16 protein-coding genes are annotated in these 17,821 nt (G+C 56.4%); 13 read left to right on the top strand and 3 right to left on the bottom strand.

Annotated elements, in window-relative coordinates; genetic code table 11:
* The first annotated feature begins 321 nt into the window (after nucleotides 1–321).
* The 7 genes from rho (at nucleotide 322) to HVA01_RS08775 (ending at nucleotide 7,241) form a co-directional block, all read left to right on the top strand.
* A complete protein-coding gene (gene rho, locus HVA01_RS08800; RefSeq protein WP_008959860.1) occupies nucleotides 322–1,581 on the top strand; it encodes a transcription termination factor Rho in 1,260 nt (419 codons plus the stop codon).
* Between the two features lie 30 nt (nucleotides 1,582–1,611).
* Nucleotides 1,612–3,102, top strand: a complete 1,491-nt coding sequence (gene ubiD, locus HVA01_RS08795; protein WP_146874941.1) for a 4-hydroxy-3-polyprenylbenzoate decarboxylase — start codon at nucleotides 1,612–1,614, stop codon at nucleotides 3,100–3,102.
* A 41-nt stretch (nucleotides 3,103–3,143) separates the two neighbouring features.
* The gene (locus HVA01_RS08790; RefSeq protein WP_146874940.1) at nucleotides 3,144–3,884 is read left to right on the top strand and encodes an NAD(P)H-flavin reductase; all 741 of its coding nucleotides are present in this window, start codon (nucleotides 3,144–3,146) and stop codon (nucleotides 3,882–3,884) included.
* Nucleotides 3,885–3,974: 90 nt separating this feature from the next.
* Nucleotides 3,975–4,103 carry a hypothetical protein gene (locus tag HVA01_RS17760; RefSeq protein ID WP_281288469.1) on the top strand — a complete coding sequence of 43 codons (129 nt, stop codon included), beginning with the start codon at nucleotides 3,975–3,977 and terminating at the stop codon, nucleotides 4,101–4,103.
* Between the two features lie 569 nt (nucleotides 4,104–4,672).
* Nucleotides 4,673–5,758 (top strand): 3-deoxy-7-phosphoheptulonate synthase, encoded by a 1,086-nt coding sequence (locus HVA01_RS08785; protein ID WP_146874938.1) that lies wholly within the window; start codon nucleotides 4,673–4,675, stop codon nucleotides 5,756–5,758.
* An 80-nt stretch (nucleotides 5,759–5,838) separates the two neighbouring features.
* Nucleotides 5,839–6,351 carry a DUF3087 family protein gene (locus HVA01_RS08780; protein WP_146874936.1) on the top strand — a complete coding sequence of 171 codons (513 nt, stop codon included), beginning with the start codon at nucleotides 5,839–5,841 and terminating at the stop codon, nucleotides 6,349–6,351.
* A gap of 161 nt (nucleotides 6,352–6,512) precedes the next feature.
* A complete protein-coding gene (locus HVA01_RS08775; RefSeq protein WP_146874934.1) occupies nucleotides 6,513–7,241 on the top strand; it encodes an MliC family protein in 729 nt (242 codons plus the stop codon).
* 15 nt (nucleotides 7,242–7,256) lie between these two features.
* On the opposite strand, the gene HVA01_RS08770 is transcribed toward HVA01_RS08775, so the two are convergent.
* Nucleotides 7,257–8,327 (bottom strand): metal-dependent hydrolase, encoded by a 1,071-nt coding sequence (locus HVA01_RS08770; RefSeq protein ID WP_146874932.1) that lies wholly within the window; start codon nucleotides 8,325–8,327, stop codon nucleotides 7,257–7,259.
* A gap of 78 nt (nucleotides 8,328–8,405) precedes the next feature.
* Between HVA01_RS08770 and HVA01_RS08765 the strand changes: the two genes are divergently transcribed.
* On the top strand, nucleotides 8,406–8,855 hold the full coding sequence (locus tag HVA01_RS08765) for a DUF411 domain-containing protein (RefSeq protein ID WP_146874930.1): 450 nt from the start codon (nucleotides 8,406–8,408) through the stop codon (nucleotides 8,853–8,855).
* Between the two features lie 322 nt (nucleotides 8,856–9,177).
* Entirely contained in the window at nucleotides 9,178–9,627 is a 450-nt protein-coding gene (locus HVA01_RS08760; protein ID WP_170243495.1) for a DUF2267 domain-containing protein, read from the top strand.
* A 125-nt stretch (nucleotides 9,628–9,752) separates the two neighbouring features.
* Here HVA01_RS08760 and HVA01_RS17845 read toward each other — a convergent pair whose 3' ends face one another.
* Both HVA01_RS17845 and ligD read right to left on the bottom strand, forming a co-directional pair.
* Complete coding sequence (locus HVA01_RS17845; protein ID WP_146874926.1) at nucleotides 9,753–9,887, bottom strand: YqaE/Pmp3 family membrane protein; 135 nt, start codon at nucleotides 9,885–9,887, stop codon at nucleotides 9,753–9,755.
* Complete coding sequence (gene ligD / locus HVA01_RS08750) at nucleotides 9,838–12,453, bottom strand: DNA ligase D (RefSeq protein WP_146874924.1); 2,616 nt, start codon at nucleotides 12,451–12,453, stop codon at nucleotides 9,838–9,840. Before ligD ends, HVA01_RS17845 begins: the two co-directional genes overlap by 50 nt.
* Before the next feature lie 302 nt (nucleotides 12,454–12,755).
* Between ligD and HVA01_RS08745 the strand changes: the two genes are divergently transcribed.
* The 4 genes from HVA01_RS08745 to HVA01_RS08730 all read left to right on the top strand — a co-directional run bounded on the left by HVA01_RS08745 (nucleotide 12,756) and on the right by HVA01_RS08730 (nucleotide 17,558).
* Entirely contained in the window at nucleotides 12,756–13,517 is a 762-nt protein-coding gene (locus HVA01_RS08745; RefSeq protein ID WP_218031546.1) for a DUF72 domain-containing protein, read from the top strand.
* A gap of 77 nt (nucleotides 13,518–13,594) precedes the next feature.
* Nucleotides 13,595–14,734 (top strand): aldo/keto reductase, encoded by a 1,140-nt coding sequence (locus HVA01_RS08740; RefSeq protein WP_146874922.1) that lies wholly within the window; start codon nucleotides 13,595–13,597, stop codon nucleotides 14,732–14,734.
* Between the two features lie 2 nt (nucleotides 14,735–14,736).
* A complete protein-coding gene (locus tag HVA01_RS08735; protein WP_146874920.1) occupies nucleotides 14,737–16,101 on the top strand; it encodes a glutamate--cysteine ligase in 1,365 nt (454 codons plus the stop codon).
* 410 nt (nucleotides 16,102–16,511) lie between these two features.
* Entirely contained in the window at nucleotides 16,512–17,558 is a 1,047-nt protein-coding gene (locus HVA01_RS08730; RefSeq protein ID WP_146874918.1) for a sodium:calcium antiporter, read from the top strand.
* Nucleotides 17,559–17,821: the final 263 nt, after the last annotated feature.

The following is a 17,821-nucleotide window of genomic DNA, read 5'->3' as shown; positions in this document are numbered from 1 at the left end:
TGGTCGCCCCAGACGTTACTCACTGTTTATCTCGTTAACGTCAGCCAGAATTCCAAGTCGTCAGATAACCCACTGGTTTCGCCACTCTCCGGTGAGAACTAGATCTGTAAGAACCAGAGTAAACAAGTGTCAGCACCCTCGAGTTGAGTCTTGGTAACGACCGGCAACAGCGTTGTTAACTGAGTCCAACGCAGTTCCTTTCACCTTCGAGCGCGTGCCTTTACCGGGATCTGAACGCATCACACGGCGTCACTTTCACGCCTCCTGTCTTACTCCCGGCGCCTGGCGCCTAGCTTCCATGAGCAACTTTCTAACACACCGATGAATCTCACTGAACTCAAGCAAAAAACCGTCCCCGAGCTTCTCGATATCGCCCGTGAAATGGGTATCGATAACTTAGCCCGTTCGCGCAAGCAGGACATCATTTTCGCCATCCTCAAAAAGCATGCCAAAAGTGGCGAGGATATTTACGGCGACGGTGTGCTGGAAATTCTTCAGGATGGCTTCGGCTTCCTGCGTAGCGCTGATAGCTCCTATCTCGCTGGCCCGGACGATATCTATATTTCTCCTTCGCAGATCCGTCGTTTCAATCTGCGCAAGGGCGATTCCATCTCAGGCAAAATCCGCCCGCCGAAGGAGGGGGAGCGCTATTTCGCCCTGCTGAAGGTCAGTCAAATTAACTTTGACCGTCCGGAAAATGCCAAGCACAAGATTCTGTTTGAGAACTTGACGCCGCTGTTCCCAGACGATCGCATGCGCATGGAGATCGGTAACGGCTCCACGGAAGACCTTACCGCGCGGATCATCGATCTAACCGCGCCGATTGGTAAAGGCCAACGTGGCCTGCTGGTGTCGCCGCCTAAAGCGGGTAAAACACTGATGTTGCAAAACATCGCGACCTCCATCACGCGCAACAACCCAGAGTGCCATTTGATCGTACTGCTGATCGATGAGCGCCCTGAGGAAGTCACCGAAATGTCGCGCACCGTGCGTGGCGAAGTGGTGGCGTCGACCTTCGATGAGCCGCCAGCGCGTCACGTGCAAGTCGCTGAAATGGTTATCGAAAAAGCGAAGCGTTTGGTTGAGCACAAGAAAGACGTGGTTATCCTGCTCGACTCGATTACCCGTTTGGCGCGGGCTTACAACACCGTGGTGCCTAGCTCTGGCAAAGTACTCACCGGTGGTGTCGATGCCCATGCGCTTGAGAAGCCGAAACGCTTCTTTGGCGCGGCGCGTAATATCGAAGAGGGCGGCAGCCTGACGATTATCGCCACGGCGCTGGTCGATACCGGCTCGAAGATGGACGAAGTGATCTTCGAAGAGTTCAAGGGTACCGGTAATATGGAAGCCCATCTGGACCGCAAGTTGGCTGAGCGGCGCGTGTTCCCGGCGATTAATATTCGCCGCAGTGGTACCCGGCGTGAAGACCTGCTGGCCTCCGAAGAGGAAATGCAGCGCATGTGGATTCTGCGTAAGCTGCTCAATCCGATGGAAGACACCGCCGCCACTGAATTCCTGATTGACCGTCTGAAAGATACCAAGACCAATCTTGAGTTCTTTGAAGCGATGAAGCGCCGCTAGCGCGGCGCATTGCCAGCCAGGGAGCGTGCCTTGAAGTATAAAGACTTGCGCGAGTTCATCGCAGCGCTTGAAGCGCAGGGCGAACTCAAGCGTATTGCCGTCGAAGTCGATCCTTACCTGGAAATCACCGAAATCTGCGACCGCACCCTGCGTGCCGGGGGCCCGGCGTTGCTGTTTGAAAACGTTAAGGGCCACAACATGCCGCTGCTGGGCAACCTGTTTGGCACCCCCAAACGGGTAGCGCTGGGCATGGGCCAAGACTCGGTAGAAGCGCTAAGAGAAGTCGGTAAGCTATTGGCGTTTCTCAAAGAGCCTGACCCGCCTAAAGGCTTGAAAGACGCCTGGGACAAGCTGCCGATCTTCAAGCAAGTGCTCAGCATGGGGCCGAAAAATGTCAAGCATGCCCCGGTGCAAGAAGTAGTCTATGAAGACGACGAGGTCGATCTGGGCCTGCTGCCGATTCAGCACTGCTGGCCCGGCGATGCGGGCCCTCTGGTCACCTGGCCCTTGGTGATTACCAAAGGGCCGCATAAGAACCGCCAGAATCTGGGGATCTACCGTCAGCAGAAAATCGGCAAAAACCGCCTGATCATGCGCTGGTTATCGCATCGCGGTGGGGCCTTGGATTTTCTTGAATTCCAAAAGGCCCACCCGGGCGAGCCTTTCCCCGTTGCCGTGGCGCTAGGCGCCGACCCGGCGACGATTTTGGGCGCGGTGACGCCGGTGCCGGATTCGCTCTCGGAGTACGCCTTTGCAGGCCTGCTGCGCGGTTCGCGGACCGAGCTGGTTAAGTGCGGCCACGCCGACCTGGATGTACCCGCCTCCAGCGAGATCATCCTCGAGGGCTTCATTTACCCGGATGATATGGCCGCGGAAGGGCCCTTTGGCGACCACACCGGTTACTACAACGAGGTCGACCACTTCCCGGTGTTTACCATCACTCGGATGACCATGCGCCGTGATGCGATTTACCATTCGACCTACACCGGGCGCCCGCCGGATGAGCCGGCGATACTTGGGGTGGCGTTGAACGAAGTGTTTGTGCCCATTTTGTGCAAGCAGTTTCCCGAGATTGTCGATTTCTACCTGCCGCCTGAAGGCTGTTCTTACCGCATGGCGGTAGTGACGATGAAGAAGCAGTATCCTGGCCACGCCAAACGCGTGATGATGGGGGTCTGGAGCTTCTTGCGCCAGTTTATGTACACCAAGTTTGTGATTGTGCTGGATGACGATGTGGACGCACGCAATTGGGAGGACGTGATTTGGGCGATCACCACCCGCATGGACCCCGCGCGTGACACCACAATGGTTGAGAATACGCCGATTGATTATCTCGACTTTGCCTCGCCAGTTTCAGGCCTGGGTTCAAAAATGGGCCTTGATGCCACCAATAAATGGCCGGGAGAAACCGATCGCGAATGGGGTACCCCCATTGTGATGGACGATGCCGTCAAAACGCGCGTGGATGAACGCTGGGCAGCGCTGGGCATTGGCCTTGAACTGCCGCCACCGCGCCGCTGAATGCGCTGTATCGCTGACCCAATTTGCAAAAAGAGGCTTTCATGAGTGCAAGGACGTTGACGTGCCAAGTCACCGAGGTTGAAAACCTAAACCCCGATGTGTTTGGCGTAACCCTAGCCGGGCGCGCCGAAGCCATGCAGCATGCGCCGGGGCAATACTTGGAATTAAAGTTAGATGACGCGACCTGGGTGCCGTTTTCGATTGCCAGCCCTGAGCGCGGCGACGGCATCATTGAGCTGCATATCCAGCACTGGCCGGAGCGGGATAACTCTGCGCGGCTGCGTGAGCTGTTGCAGGTCGCCAACCAGCTCACCCTGCGGTTGCCCGGCGGCGAATGCGTGCTGGACCGCCAAAGCCAGCGTCCGTTAATGCTGATTGCAGCTGGTACCGGTTTTTCCCAGATGAAGACGATTATTGAAGCGGTGCTGCACGAACAGCCCGACCGGGAAATTTCGCTGTGGTGGGCAGCCCGCGAACACCGTGATCTCTATTTGGAACAGCTGGCGAGCGAGTGGGCGCAGCGCCATACTAATGTCGCGTTCCATGCGGTGACCGAACAGCCGTTGGAGGAGCCGCTGGCGGAAGGCGAGCGGATTAGCCATCACCAGGGGCGTATTGATCAGGTCTTGAAGACCGCCGAGCTTACCCCGAACACACACGATGTTTACATCTCAGGGTCGCCCAACATGGTGTACGCCTGCCTGGATGCGCTCGAAACAAAAGGCGTAAAGCGAGAGCGGGTATTTTCCGATGTGTTTGCCTACGCACCGCGGTCTAACTAATATATCCCTAAATGTGGTCACTTCCCCGGTGGCTTATTAGTAGTGATAAACCCTAGTGATAAGCAGTAGTGATAAAAAAAGGAGGCTAAAATGGCCCATCACGACGAAGATTTTAAAGACGATTCTGGTTTTCTGGCCATCTTGATGGGGTTAGTGGTACTGGTTAGTATGACCGCGCTGCCTGCTACCATTGGCTGGATACAAGCTTTTAGCGGCTGAGTGTTGCCATTTGCAGCGCTTGCAGGCAGGATAAAACCTCAGTGACATGGCAATGCCCCTAATACCCATGAACACCATTAATCGGAAATAGTCATGCAAACGCTAGCGTGCCCTTCTACTGCCAATGCAAAAACGCTGCCTGTCTTGGCTGAGTTTAGCGGTGCGTGTGCTGCCTATTATGGGTATTGGTTTAGCCACGGTGTGCCGCTGGCCGACGCCTAACGTCGCGCCACCAGGCACACCACTCGGTTGCCTGCCGCAAGCACAGAAGCCCCGGTCGGTAACCCCGCCGGGGCTTCTGGCGTTTTGGGCCTAGCGATTTTTAAACATCGCTTTTTGACCGCTTTTTTAACTGGGTTATTTTTCATCGTTATTTCATCAAGGAGCAGCATCATGATGTATCGCGCACTGACTAACGCTATCGCGACCGGCTTTGTGGGCTATGGCTATAGCTGGCGATTTAGCGACGCGCGGTCGGTGCTAGCTGCCACCTCCGATCGTGTGCGCCTGGGTGGTCACTTAGTCAAGCGAACGAACCAACGATGTCACACGATGACGGAGAGTTAATCATGAATGCGCCCGCTAGCCCTGTTATCAATAAAACCATTGTCAGCACTGCCCACGCCACTTCGCAGCTAACACCCTCTGCGTCACTAAGGCTGCCTACCCCTGGCGAGCTTCGTCAGCGTATCCCGCTAAGCGACCCGCTCAGTGAACAAATTGCCCGCCAGCGTCACGCCGTGCAGCAAATTCTGAGCGGTCATGACAACCGTCTACTTGTAGTGGTTGGCCCCTGTTCAGTGGATGACCCCGACGCAGCGCTGGAATACGCTGACCGCCTGGCCGCGCTAAGTGAGGAGGTGAGCGAGCATATTTTACCGGTGATGCGTGTCTACGTTGAAAAGCCGCGCACGACCGTGGGCTGGAAAGGGTTGGCTTACGACCCAGGTTTGGATGGCAGCGGTGATATGCCGCGTGGTTTGGCGCTCTCGCGCGAATTGATGCACGCCGTCGCCGCCCGTGGTCTACCGGTGGCAACCGAGCTGTTACAGCCCATGCTGGCGCCTTACCTGGATGATTTGTTGAGCTGGGTAGCGATTGGTGCGCGCACCACCGAATCGCAGCTGCACCGCGAGTTGGCCAGCGATTTGGCGGCAGCGGTGGGGTTCAAAAACGCCACCAGCGGCGATGTGCAAGTGGCTATCAATGCCATGAGCGCGGCGGCCCATCCGCACCAGCGTTTTGCGGTCGATGCCCAAGGCCACCCGGTCGTCCAGCAAACCGCGGGCAACCCGCACACTCATGTGGTGCTGCGCGGCGGCCACGGCGAACCCAATTACCAAGCCCAGCACGTGCGTGCGGCTACTACCGCGCTGCGCAACGCCGGGCAGAATCCACGGCTAATGGTCGATTGCAGCCACGCCAATGCGCGCAAAGACCACCGCCGTCAAAGTGAAGTGATGCTTGATGTGCTGGCGCAGCGTGAGTCGGGTGAAGCCAACCTGGTAGCACTCATGCTGGAGAGCCATCTATTTGAAGGCAAGCAGCCGCTCAAGCCCGGCGCGCTGCGCTACGGCGTATCGGTTACCGACGCCTGCGTGGGTTGGGAAACCACCGAGCACTTACTCAAAACGGCTGCAGAGCGCTTGGCGTAAGCGTATCTGTAACACCATTTACTTGTTTGGCCTGCCCAGCCCCGTATCATAAGTAACTTCTTTTGATGATGAGGCTGGCCATGGTATTTACCTTAGAGCATCACGACCCCGCGACCTACCGCCGCAAAGCCCGCATGATAAGCTTTGCCATGGCGGCGCAGCTGATTATTTTTGGTCTGCTATTTTCCATGCTACTCACCTCAACCTTCGGCAGTAGCCTGTGGTTGAACGGTTTAGGCGTGCTACTTGGGCTGTTGGCCACCAGCGCGCTATTTGCCGCACTGCGTGAGCGCCCCTGGATGACGGAATTACGCTATGTCTGGCAGCTTAAACACCACCTATCGCAAGTCAGCGGTTATCTTTCTCAACTGCGCAAAGCGGTAGCAGAGGATAATCGCACGGCGCTGGATCTGCTCACCTTCTACCACCAGGGCATGGCCCAGTTGGCGGAATTGAACGGACGCACTACCGACGATGATGCCGAGCGGCTAGCGGAAAAAATGCAGGTAAAAATAAAACGCGAAGAGATGGGCCTGCCACCGGAGGTGGAAAGTGTTGATACACAAGACCTGCAAGCCTTTAAACGTGGCTAAGCAATACCGCCAGCAATGCCGTAAAGCATTGGACTTAAAAGCATTGGTCTTAAAAGCATTGGTCTTAAAAGCATTGGTCTTAAAAGCATCAGTCTTAAAAGTATCAGTCTTAAAAGCATCAGTCTTAAAAGCATCAGTCTTAAAAACAGGGGCTTAAAAACATGGGCGTAAAAAAAAGAGTCGGCGCAGTGGTTGCCACCGGCTTCGTCGCGGTACTCACGGGCTGTGCAGCAACGCCTGCCACAGAAACAGCAGTGACCAATCAGACCGCGCTGGAAAACCGGGCACCCTTGCTGCCCTCGGCGCTGTTTCCTGGTTCGGCACAGCGCTTTTCCGCCTGGCACTGCGAGCCTGCTCAGCAACACTTAGTCACCGCCACCAATGCCAACGATCTGCGCCTGTGGTCGCTGCACGGCGCCTGGCGGCTACCCCAAGCGGTCGTAGCCAGCGGCGCCCGCTACCAAGACGGTGAGATCAGCTTCTGGAACCGGGGTGACAAGGCGCGCGTGGAAACGCCGCGCGGTCAGCTGAAGTGCTCGCTGGCTGAGCAACGCGATGCGTTAACCCGCGCGGAGAAGCCCGGGGTGATGTTTTTTGGTCAGGGCAACGAGCCGGGCTGGTCAGTCGCATTAGCCAACGATACGCCGACGCTGACCATGCAGACAAACTACGGGGAAGAGACCATTGAACTGCCCTATATGGTCAGCGTGATGGATAATGAGGCAGGCCGGGTAGTGATTGAAAATGCTGACGTGGCGCCCTTTTTCCGCGTGCGTATTGAAGCCGGTGCCTGTTTTGACAACATGAGCGGCAAGCCTTTCCCTGCCCGCGTCACGCTGACCTATGGCGGCGATCAATATAGTGGCTGCGGCCAAGGTATTGCCCCCTGAGTGGCGTCAGCGCGCTCAGCAGCCATAAATCACAGGCTCGATGCGCCACTTCTGGGCCACAAAGTCGCTGGCGCATAGGGCCGAGGTATTGCCCGCGGCTCGTGACGCCAGCCGTGCTAGCGTCTGCCAATCAATACCTCGCGAGCTTTCCACCTGTTGGCTGACCGCAAGCGGTTCCCAGTGTTCATTCTCCAAGCTCGCCAGGGTAAAGCTAAACGGATGAAAGCCCGGAAAGCCCAGCCGAATATCGGTGGCGATGAGGGTTTCCTGGCCGTTCAACTGACGGGTTTCATAGCGCAGGAAAGAGCCTGCAAACCAGGCTAGGCGTTGTCCTTGCAGGCTGGATAAAGCGACCGCTTCAAAGTCGGCGTTACGCATTAACGGCTCAAGTCGCGGCACATGATCGCCATCGAATAGGCTGATCAGGCTTTCATAATAGCGATCACCGTCAACCACCGTGGCACGCCAAAGCACGATATTGAACGGGGTCGGCTGTATCAGTAGTGGGGCTTCTTCCAGGCCTTGTTCCGCCAGCACAGGGTCCAGGCGCTGCTCAATCACTGTCTTGGCGCCCGCCGCTATTAGCAAATAAACACAGGTGATGGCTAATCCCCATGAGCAGGCCTGACGTACCCGCTGGGTGGCGACAGCAACCCCCAAGGCAACGAGCAGCGTAAGGGTATAAAACGGGTCGATAATAAAAATAATCGGCCATGCCGCGGGCGCCACTTTCAGTGGCCAAAACAGCTGGGTACCGTACGTAGTCAGTGCATCCAGCAAAGGGTGGGTCATGAGTATTAGCGCAAAAAAACACCACCAGCGGGGTAGCGAAATGTCCCGCGCGGGGGCGAAGCGGGCGCACAGCAGCGCCAGCAGCGTGGCCAAACCCGCCAGCACAAACAGCGAGTGGCTAAAACCGCGGTGCTCGGTAACATTCGCCACCGCATCGCCGTAATCCAACACCACATCAAGATCGGGTAGGGTGCCCAGCACAGCACCAATCAGTACGGCTTTGCGGCCCAAACGACGGCCCAGTACGGCACCGCCAACGGCCGCACCCAGTGCGGCTTGTGTTAGTGAATCCACTGGTTTCTCCGACCGGTAAACCCAGCTAAGATAGGGTGATGGTCTGTTCTTGTACAGTGCTGATGAAGGAGTTTTTCCATGTCGCATTCTTGTTTAGGTAAGCAATGGTTAAGCAGCGTACTGCTAGCCGCCTCCTTTCCAGTGTTCGCCGCCCCCACGGTTGACGTACACAGCGATCCCAACTGTGGCTGCTGTGGTGCCTGGGTTGAGCACCTGGAGGCGCAGGGGTTTGAGGTCAATCATCACCGCGATGGCGATCTGCGTGAGATAAAAATCGCCAACGGCGTCACGCCTGAACTGGCCTCTTGCCATACGGCGCTGGTCGAGGGCTATGTCATCGAAGGCCATGTGCCCGCCCGTGATATTAAGCGCTTGCTTGAAGAGCGCCCCGATGTGGCAGGACTCAGCGTCCCCGGCATGCCTCACGGCACGCCGGGAATGGAAACCGGCCGTGTGGATGACTATGCCGTACTTAGCTGGCGCGATGAGAATCAGCCCCCCAAAATTTTCCGCGAATATACCCAGTAAGTCGTTCTACTGTGTCATAAAATAGCGTTGCTAAAATATAGAGGTAACATTCACTGGTAACGGGTGTTTACGCTACATGGGCGTTTTGAGTCATACCCTGGAGCGTTAGCTTCCCTGAAGTGGCTATGGATGAACCCTCCATCTTCATGTATTGCAAAAAAATACACCGAACATGCACTGAATGCTTGCCCTATTGCGGGAACCTTTACCACACTCTGAAGAGTCGCGGGAGCGTAAGCGGCACAGCGACCCTCGGTTTTTCGCTTCCCGCTGCTGAATGTACGTCAGGTTTAGTGTTTCGAACCAGGGAGGAACGTCAGAGATGGCCAATCAACCTAAAACAGAGCAGCAAAATCAGCGTCATGAAGCGCGCACCGCTAATACCTATCACCACTTTCTCAATGAGCTATGCACGCCCGGCGATATCAGCCAGGAAGAGGCGGAAAGGGCCACCGTGGCGGTGTTGGGTGCCTTGGAAAAACGTATTCAGCCTACTGAAACCAGCAAGATGGAAGCCCAGCTCCCCCTGAAGCTGCGGGAGCTACTCGACCATAGCGGAATCGATAAAAGCTCGGCCCCGCAACGCTTCGGCAAGGAAGAGTTCATTGAAATGGTCGCCTCGGACCTTGAAGCCAGCCCGGAAGAGGCGGAGTCGATCTCCCGCCGGGTATTCGCCACGGTACGCGCCCAAATCAGCGAAGGCGAAGCTGAGGATGTCGCCAGCCAGTTGCCTCCGGATATTGCCCAGTTGTGGCGAGAGCGGCCGGTGTAAGCAGGCCATAACCTGAGCTTTTGCTTTTTTGAAGCGGCTGGGTAATACTTTTGAGATTCAGGCGTCGCTGCAGGTGAGTGACGCCTTTCTTTTTTCATGTTCGATCACGTTATACCTGGTGCTGCCTAATACTTTAGGATGACGTAGAAGGCGTAAATAATGCCTGGGATATAGCCAAATAGCGTCAGGGTCTTTTGCCGCCAACCGACCCTAGAGCCCCACCGCCTTGAGCAGCTGGGTATTGATCGGGCGCGCAGCATCCAGAAAACCTTCCCAAGGATCTTCTCGTAGTGCCGCCAGGCGCCGGCGCAGGTTCGAGACGCTGTAGCGGTCGGCACGCAGGGCGGCATTGAGTTCATCCCAACGTACCGGCACGGCGACGGGTGCGCCTTGGCGTGCTCGTACGGAGTAGGAGGCTACCGCTGTGTTGCCTCGCCCATTGCGCAAGTAGTCGATGAACAGCAGGCCTTCGCGCTTGGTCTTGGATGTCTGGGTGGTCAGGCGTTCAGGATCATCACTGGCATGCAATTGCGCCACCGCCCTGGCAAAGGCTTTGGCCTGCTCCCAGTCGGCCTCGGGCACCAGCGGCACGACCAGGTGAATTCCCTTGCCACCGGTGGTGCGCACGAAGCTTTGCATGCCGAGTGATTCCAGGCGGTCGCGAAGCGTGCTGGCCACGCGCAGGATCTCCTTCCAGTTCACGCCTGGAGAAGGGTCGAGGTCGAAAACCAGAATGTCCGGGTGTTCGACGTCATCAATATGGCTCCCCCACGGATGAATTTCCAAGGCGCCGGCCTGAACCAGACCCACCAGGTCCGCGGCCGACTCGACATAGAGGTAGTCGGCGTTGCCTTGTTTTTCCGAGATTTTCACACGCGGCACACTGTCGGGAATGGCACTGCGGGGATGCTTCTGAAAAAAGCATTCATCCGTGCGCCCTTGCGGGCAACGCACCAGCGAGAGGGGTCGTCGAGCCAGGTGCGGCAGTATCCAGTCCTGAATATTCTCGTAGTAGCGGGCCAGATCGAGCTTGGTCAGGCCTTGCTCGGGAAACAGGATACGATCGGGATGGGTGAGCCGCACACCGAGTACTTCGGTTTCATCCTTGCTGGCTCGTCTTTGCGTACGGCGTTGATCTGAAAGTTTGGTTTCGGATGGCTTACCGTTCGAGGGAGTGGCGGCACTCGGTTTTTTGCGGCTCATGCGAATTTCCTGCGGGTTGCGATCTTCGCGCAGTCCACGAAATGACGGATGACGTAAACGCCCATCCCGCGTGCGCTGAGTGAACTCCACATCAATCACCAGTTCCGGGCGTACCCAATGGATGGAATCTTGATCAGGCACCGGGGCATTGAACGGCGAGCGAGACGTTTCCAGCTTCTGGAGAGTGGCGCTCAGTGATTCGAGCTGCAGGCTACTAAAACCGGTTCCCACACGTCCGGCATACTCAAGCCGGTCGTCTTTATCGAAGGCTCCCATCAATAGCGACCCGAAACCGCTGCGTGAGCCTTGGGGGTCGGTGTAGCCACCGACGATAAATTCCTCCTGAATGACGCACTTGGACTTGAGCCAGTCCTTGCTGCGCTTTTCCTGGTAGTGGCTCGAGGCGCGTTTGCTGATGATGCCTTCAAGCCCGATCCGGCAGGCTTTTTGATAGAAAGCCGACCCCTGGGTGTCGGTATGCTCGGAGTAGCGTATTTGGCTGTTGCTCTTGAAACCACCGGCTTTCAGTAATTGCGCAAGGGCGTGCTTGCGCTCGATAAGCGGTACCTTTTTCAGGTCGTAGCCTTCCAGGTAGGGCAGGTCGAACACCTGATAGACGAGATCCTCTGTCTCTTTGTTGCTCATTGCTTCCTGTAGATAGCGAAAACTGCTGGTGCCCTCTTTGTCCAGCGCCACTACCTCGCCATCAATCAAGGCGGATTTCACCGGCAGCTGTGTCAATAATTCGGCAAGTCGGGGGAGGCGGTCCGACCAATCCTTGCCATTGCGGGTAATCAGGCGTATTTCAGCGTTTTCGATACGGGCCAGGATGCGATAGCCGTCGAGTTTCACTTCGTGAATCCATGTGTCGGCATCCGGGGTTTCGTGAACGAGCGTGGCGAGTTGCGGACTGATCTTGCTAGGAAGGTCGGCGCGGTGGGCACCTTTCAGCGAACCGGGGTCGGGGATGGACGCTTCGCTGCTTTTATTTTCGTTGCTTCGGTCATCTTGTGAGGTCCAGCTTGTATCGCGGTCCTCAGCGATCTGGGCCATGCTGAGCCCGGATACGATGCTGCTGTCTTCATCGATACTGACCTCGGGCTTGTCGCGCTGATTTTCATCGCTGCGTTTTATCATCAACCACTGTTTATCATCCTTTGCCTCTTTTCCCTTGCCGCCTTTCATGCGAGTCAGCGTCCAGCGGCCTTTGAGCCTTCCCCCATTGAGTTCAACATTGAGGTGACCTTCCTTCTGTTCGCCGTGTGGCTTCCATTCGCCTCGGTCCCAGATCATCACAGTACCACCGCCGTAAGCATCCTCGGGAATCACGCCCTCGAAATCGGCGTACTCCAAAGGATGATCTTCCACCTGTATCGCCAGGCGTTTTTCACCGGGTTCAAGGCTGGGGCCCTTGGGCAGCGCCCAGCTGCGCAGCACGCCCTGCTGCTCTAGCCGCAGGTCGAAATGGTCGTGGCTCGCCGCATGTTTATGCACCACGAAGCTGTTTCCAGCAGTGCCATTTCCAGATGCCCCATGCTCGGAACCGTTATCGTCATGTTCCCCAGCGGGCTCGGGGGTGCTTTTGAAGTTACGCTTGCGGCGGTATTCCTTGAGCTTTGCCATCGCCTTTCCTTGAGCTTGAATCTGCTGATTATTCAGTCAGCCTAGTCAAGCAAGGCAGCGCCGCCAAGCAGGGAGAAGTAATCGGGTGAGAGTAGAAGATCCATACTATTTCATAGAAATAGGCTGATAAAGTCTGATCTAGAAATCGGCGCTTGAACGGCTGGCTGGGCCTGCGTCTTGGATAACGTGACCCTTACTCCAACGAAGTGACCAATACTTATCAAAGTTTGACCCATGCTCATTTGCAATGGTCCATCGGCCACTATACTCGTTTTTTATTCGGTTTTTACGGGAAGTATCCCATGACCAAGCAGACAGCAGAGAGTAAAACGCCGATGGGTCGATTGCGCCTCGGCACATCCGGGTATCAATACCGTGATTGGAAAGGGCGTTTCTACCCGCAAGACATGCCGCAAAAGGCATGGTTCGATTACTATGCCGAGCAGTTCGATACGGTGGAAATCAATAATACGTTTTACAATCTCCCCACCGCCGAGACCTTCGATAACTGGCGCGAGGCAGCACCGGAAGGCTTTGAATATGCCCTCAAGTTCAGCCGTTACGGCAGCCATATCAAGCGACTCAAGGACCCTGAGAAGAGCATCCCGGCCTTTGTCGAGGTGGCTGAACGGCTCGAAAAACATCTTGGGCCGATTCTGCTGCAATTACCGCCCAGGTGGCGGGTGCGACCCGAGCGCCTGGATACGTTTTTGGAACAGGTGCCCGGAAAGTGGCGCTGGGTGGTTGAGTTGCGTGATCCGAGCTGGTTCAACGAGGATGTCTACGAGGTACTGCGCAAGCATGCCGCGGCGCTGTGCATTCATGACATGCTCGAGGATCACCCCAGGGTAATGACCGCAGACTGGACTTATCTACGCTTTCATGGCGATAACTACGCTGGGAGTTACTCGTCGCAGTTTCTGGTTGCCGAAGCCCGGCGGGTTGTCGAGCAGCTTCAGAACGGCCGGGATGTCTACATCTATTTCAATAACACCAAGCAGGCTTGCGGCGCTCAGGACGCCCTTAAACTGAAGCGCTATATCAATGACCGTCTTGCTCAATGACTGGCGAGTTTGACGATCCTGTTCCAGTCTTATTCTCGACGGAGTCTTATTCTTTATTCTTGTCAGGGAGAAAAATGATGCCGAATCGTCGAGAATTTCTGAGCGGCGCAGTCATTGCCGCCGCAGCCACCGCAGCACCGCCATTGTTGGCTACCGACAATAGAACCAGCGGGAACAATGCCACCAACGCTAGCAGCGCCTCGGCACTCCCTCGTAACCCGCCGCTCGCCTCCGGCCTGTTTCCCCCGGAAGCCCAATTCGGCGTGGGTGGCACCCAACTTGGCAACATGTTCAGAGTGACGCCCGATGACGAGGCCCGGCTCATGCTTGAGGCATGCTGGGACAACGGGGTGCGCCATTTTGACACCTCGCCCTGGTACGGCTTGGGGTTGTCCGAGCGCCGTATGGGGCATTTCCTGGATAACAAGCCACCCGGCGATTATGTGTTGTCGACCAAGGTAGGGCGGCTACTGGTGCCGGATGCCTCGGCGAGCAATATCAGTATCTGGGCAGGGAGACTTAATTTCGATTACCGCTACGACTACAGCGCCGCCGGGGTGCGTCGCTCGGTGGAGGATAGCCTTCAGCGCCTGGGGCTACCCAAGATCGATATCGTCTACATTCATGACCTGGCGCCCAGCAACGAGGACATGGGCGAGGAGTGGACGCAATATCTCAAGACCGCCACCGATGGGGCCATGCCTGAGCTAACCCGTATGCGCGAGGAAGGTATCATCGGCGCCTGGGGAATGGGGGTCAATGACATCGAACCGAGCCTTGCAGCCATTGATAACGCTGACCCGGATATAATTCTGCAGGCCACGCAGTACACCTTGATCAACCATGAAGATGCCTTGAACCGCCTGTTTCCGAAGTGCCGCGACAATGACGTATCGCTGGTGATCGGCGCACCGCTGGGCTCGGGCTTTCTTGCCGGAACCCATTACTGGATGTACAGCAAGGATATCCCCGAGGGATATTGGAAGCAGCGTGATCGGTTGAGCGCGATCGCACATGAACATGGTACCGATCTGCGCACCGCCGCCTTGCAGTTCACCGCCGCGCCCGATGTGGTCGCCGCCACCATTCCCGGTGCGCGCAATGCCGTTCAGGCACGAGAAAACCGCGCCTCGATGGATGCCGATATCCCGGCCGAATTCTGGCAGGCGCTGAAGGAAGAAGGGCTGATCGCCGAAAATGCCCCGACACCGAGCTGATTATGCAAGCAATGATCGACACCCAACGCCTATGCGATGACTTTGCGGCGCAGTGCAAGCCAAAAGCACAGTGCTTGATCGGCATCGAGCACGAAAAATTCATTTTTTCGCGCTACGACCACAGTCTATTGCACTATGCCGGAGATCCCGGCATTCAGGCGCTACTGACTAGGTGGCAGCGTTTTGGATGGCAGCCGAGCTTCGAACAGGACAATCTCATCGGCCTGAAACGTGAGGGGGCTGCTATTACCTTGGAGCCGGCGGGACAGCTTGAGCTTTCCGGAAGTCCTTGGGCCGATCTGCACGGTGTTTATCAGGAAATGCTCGAACATCGCCTGCAACTTTCGAAACTGGCCGATGAAATGGGGCTGGGTGTAATGGCCTTGGGATTCGCCCCGCAGTGGAAGCGAAAAGCAGCGGACTGGATGCCTAAAAGTCGCTTTCACATCATGCGCGGCTATATGCCCAAGGTGGGCGTTCATGGCCTGGACATGATGACGCGCACCTGCTCGTTTCAGCTAAATTTCGACTTTTGCAGCGAGCAGGACATGCGCGATAAGTATCGCGTGGCAATGGCCTTGCAGCCCTTGGTGATGGTGGCGCTGGCCAACTCACCCTTCGCCGACGGCCGAGACAGCCAGATGACTTCTTATCGCAACTACGTCTGGCTGCACACTGATTCGGCGCGTTGTGGCATCCTTCCGCTGGTGTTTTCGCCGGACCTGAGCTTTTCCACCTACGTGCAGCGGGCGTTGGAAGTACCCATGTACTCGGTGAAAAGAAATGGCGTGCATGTGGATCTTGCCGGACGTTTTTTCACCGACCTGATGCAGGGGGCATTGCCTGAGCTGCCTGGAGAAAAACCCACGCTCAAGGACTGGCAAGACCACCTCAATACCTTGATGCATGATGTAAGGCTGAAGGATCACCTGGAGTTGCGGGGTAATGATTCCCTGACGCTGGAACATAGCATGGCATTGGCGGCGTTCTGGACGGGCATTCTTTACGATGATCAAGCGCTGAGCAAGGCGCTGAGTTTTATCGAAGGATGTGACGTGGCACGCTTGAACCAGCTGAGGCATTACCTGCCCGAAGTGGGCATGGCGGAAAGCGCCGAGGTGTCCGTAGCGGGGATATATCCCGCAGAGTCTTTGCTCGCGGCGTTGAACTACGTGACGGCGTTAGCCCATGAGGGACTCAAAAGGCGCCAAAAAGTGGACGTGGACGGCGCGGATGAAGCGCTTTATTTGCAGCCGCTCCAGGATATTATCCAGGCAAGGCTCAGCCCGGCGGAGAAGTGGCGCAAGCTCTTTCAGCGCCAGTGGCAGGGTGATCTTAGCCCCCTGTATCGACACGCCACATTTTGAATGGTTGTTTTCTTGCTTGGCCGCCATGAAATGACGGCCGGGCGTTTGTTTGCTGGCTCGGGGGCTATTACAAAGAGCTATTTCAAAGGGCTATTGCAAAGGGCTATTACAAGCGCACGAGCATCTTGCCCTTGTTGGCCCCTTCGTACGGTGTCGTATGTGTCGAGTTGCGTTTGGCTATCGGTTTCGACACCTTTTCTCGACAGGTCTTTTCCACAGTCGTTCCTGTATGCGCCTATCGCAGCCTGATACTGCACAGTCAACGCTTCCCTCTACTAGTATGAAAACCAAAGACAGCATGAAAGACGACTTATCCTTGCTTGTTGCTTGTGGGAGAATGTTATAACGGGACTGGATCGAAACTAGAAGACACATGAATAACAACCACCAAAGCGAGCATAGGAGGTGATTTGGATCCATTGAGTCCTGCAAGCTGGTCATTGTCCGAAAGTGCGGGTGTCTTTGCGCTATGTGCCTTGACCATTACTGTGTTGGGTATATGGATTACGCGTGTGGTCGACCAGCTCGCCGACCGGACAGGGCTCGGGGAAGCGGTCGCCGGTGCGGTATTGCTGGGAGCCTCGACCTCGGCCGGCGGCGCGGTACTCTCGGTGACCGCTGCCTGGAAAGGTCATCCTGAACTGGCGGTAAGTAATGCGTTGGGCGGTATTGCCGTGCAAACCTTGTTTCTGGTGGTGGCCGATCTGGCCTATCGGCGCGCAAACCTGGAACATGCGGCTGCCTCCGTTCCCAACATGTTGCAAAACGCTTTACTGATCACTCTTCTGGGCCTGATTCTTCTGACCCCCAAGCTGCCCGATGTCTCCTTGTGGGGCATTCATCCGGTCACGCCGATACTGCTGGGGCTGTATATATATGGCATTCATCTGGTGCGGGGCGCCCGGCTGTATCCCATGTGGAAACCCTCGGTCACGCGCGAAACACGCGAGGACACGCCGGATGAAATCTCGGCAATGCCTTCGTTGCCTCGGCTATGGATCACCTTTTTGTTACTGTTGATTGGTCTGGGTTTCGCCGGTTGGGTGCTGGCCCCTACGGCGAACAATATTGCGGTCAAGACAGGGCTCAGCCAGACGGCGGTCGGGGTGCTACTGACGGCCGTGAGCACCTCGATCCCTGAGCTTGTCACCTCGATTGCCGCGGTTCGCCGGGGGGCCTTGACCCTGGCAGTGGGCGGTATCATTGGCGGCAATGCCTTCGATACCCTGTTCACGGCGGCCTCGGACATCGCTTATCGGCCGGGGTCCATCTACCACACCATGACCGCTGATGTGATCCTTTGGGTGTCATTGACCCTGGTGATGTCGAGCATCCTGATGATGGGGTTGATCCGCCGCCAGGAGCAGGGGCCGGGGAGTATCGGCTGGGAAAGCGTCACCATCATGGTGCTGTACTTCCTTGGTGTGCTGCTGTTGCTGGCGGATATGAATGGCTAACGCGTTTCGGTTTGATTTTACCTGGCCAAGCGGTTCTCTACCCGGTTCAGGCCGTAGCCGTCGTCCTTGAAGCGGGGAGCACGGGCTGCATGCTCGAGTCGGGGGAGCTAACGCTTCAAGGTATGACTCAAAGCGTCCATGTAGCGTATGAGGTAGCATAAATACCCATTGTCAGTGAGACGGCTACCTCTATATTCTAGCAAAGCAATTTTATGGCACAGTAGACGTAGAAACCTTCCTACTTTTGGTAATCAGGAGCTGTT

This window comes from Halovibrio variabilis, assembly GCF_007991175.1.
In the GTDB taxonomy this organism is placed as follows: Bacteria; Pseudomonadota; Gammaproteobacteria; order Pseudomonadales; family Halomonadaceae; genus Vreelandella; species Vreelandella variabilis.
This window is presented reverse-complemented; position numbering and strand designations above follow the sequence as displayed.

Coding starts and splice junctions, on each gene's coding strand:
- HVA01_RS08760 (WP_170243495.1), top strand. CDS start 9,178: ATGGCCAATCAACCTAAAACAGAGCAGCAAAATCAGCGTCATGAAGCG.
- rho (WP_008959860.1), top strand. CDS start 322: ATGAATCTCACTGAACTCAAGCAAAAAACCGTCCCCGAGCTTCTCGAT.
- HVA01_RS08745 (WP_218031546.1), top strand. CDS start 12,756: ATGACCAAGCAGACAGCAGAGAGTAAAACGCCGATGGGTCGATTGCGC.
- HVA01_RS08740 (WP_146874922.1), top strand. CDS start 13,595: ATGCCGAATCGTCGAGAATTTCTGAGCGGCGCAGTCATTGCCGCCGCA.
- HVA01_RS08775 (WP_146874934.1), top strand. CDS start 6,513: ATGGGCGTAAAAAAAAGAGTCGGCGCAGTGGTTGCCACCGGCTTCGTC.
- ligD (WP_146874924.1), bottom strand. CDS start 12,453: ATGGCAAAGCTCAAGGAATACCGCCGCAAGCGTAACTTCAAAAGCACC.
- HVA01_RS08790 (WP_146874940.1), top strand. CDS start 3,144: ATGAGTGCAAGGACGTTGACGTGCCAAGTCACCGAGGTTGAAAACCTA.
- HVA01_RS08785 (WP_146874938.1), top strand. CDS start 4,673: ATGAATGCGCCCGCTAGCCCTGTTATCAATAAAACCATTGTCAGCACT.
- HVA01_RS08780 (WP_146874936.1), top strand. CDS start 5,839: ATGGTATTTACCTTAGAGCATCACGACCCCGCGACCTACCGCCGCAAA.
- HVA01_RS17845 (WP_146874926.1), bottom strand. CDS start 9,887: ATGCTGCGCGCCCGATCAATACCCAGCTGCTCAAGGCGGTGGGGCTCT.
- HVA01_RS08765 (WP_146874930.1), top strand. CDS start 8,406: ATGTCGCATTCTTGTTTAGGTAAGCAATGGTTAAGCAGCGTACTGCTA.
- HVA01_RS08735 (WP_146874920.1), top strand. CDS start 14,737: ATGCAAGCAATGATCGACACCCAACGCCTATGCGATGACTTTGCGGCG.
- HVA01_RS17760 (WP_281288469.1), top strand. CDS start 3,975: ATGGCCCATCACGACGAAGATTTTAAAGACGATTCTGGTTTTCTGGCC.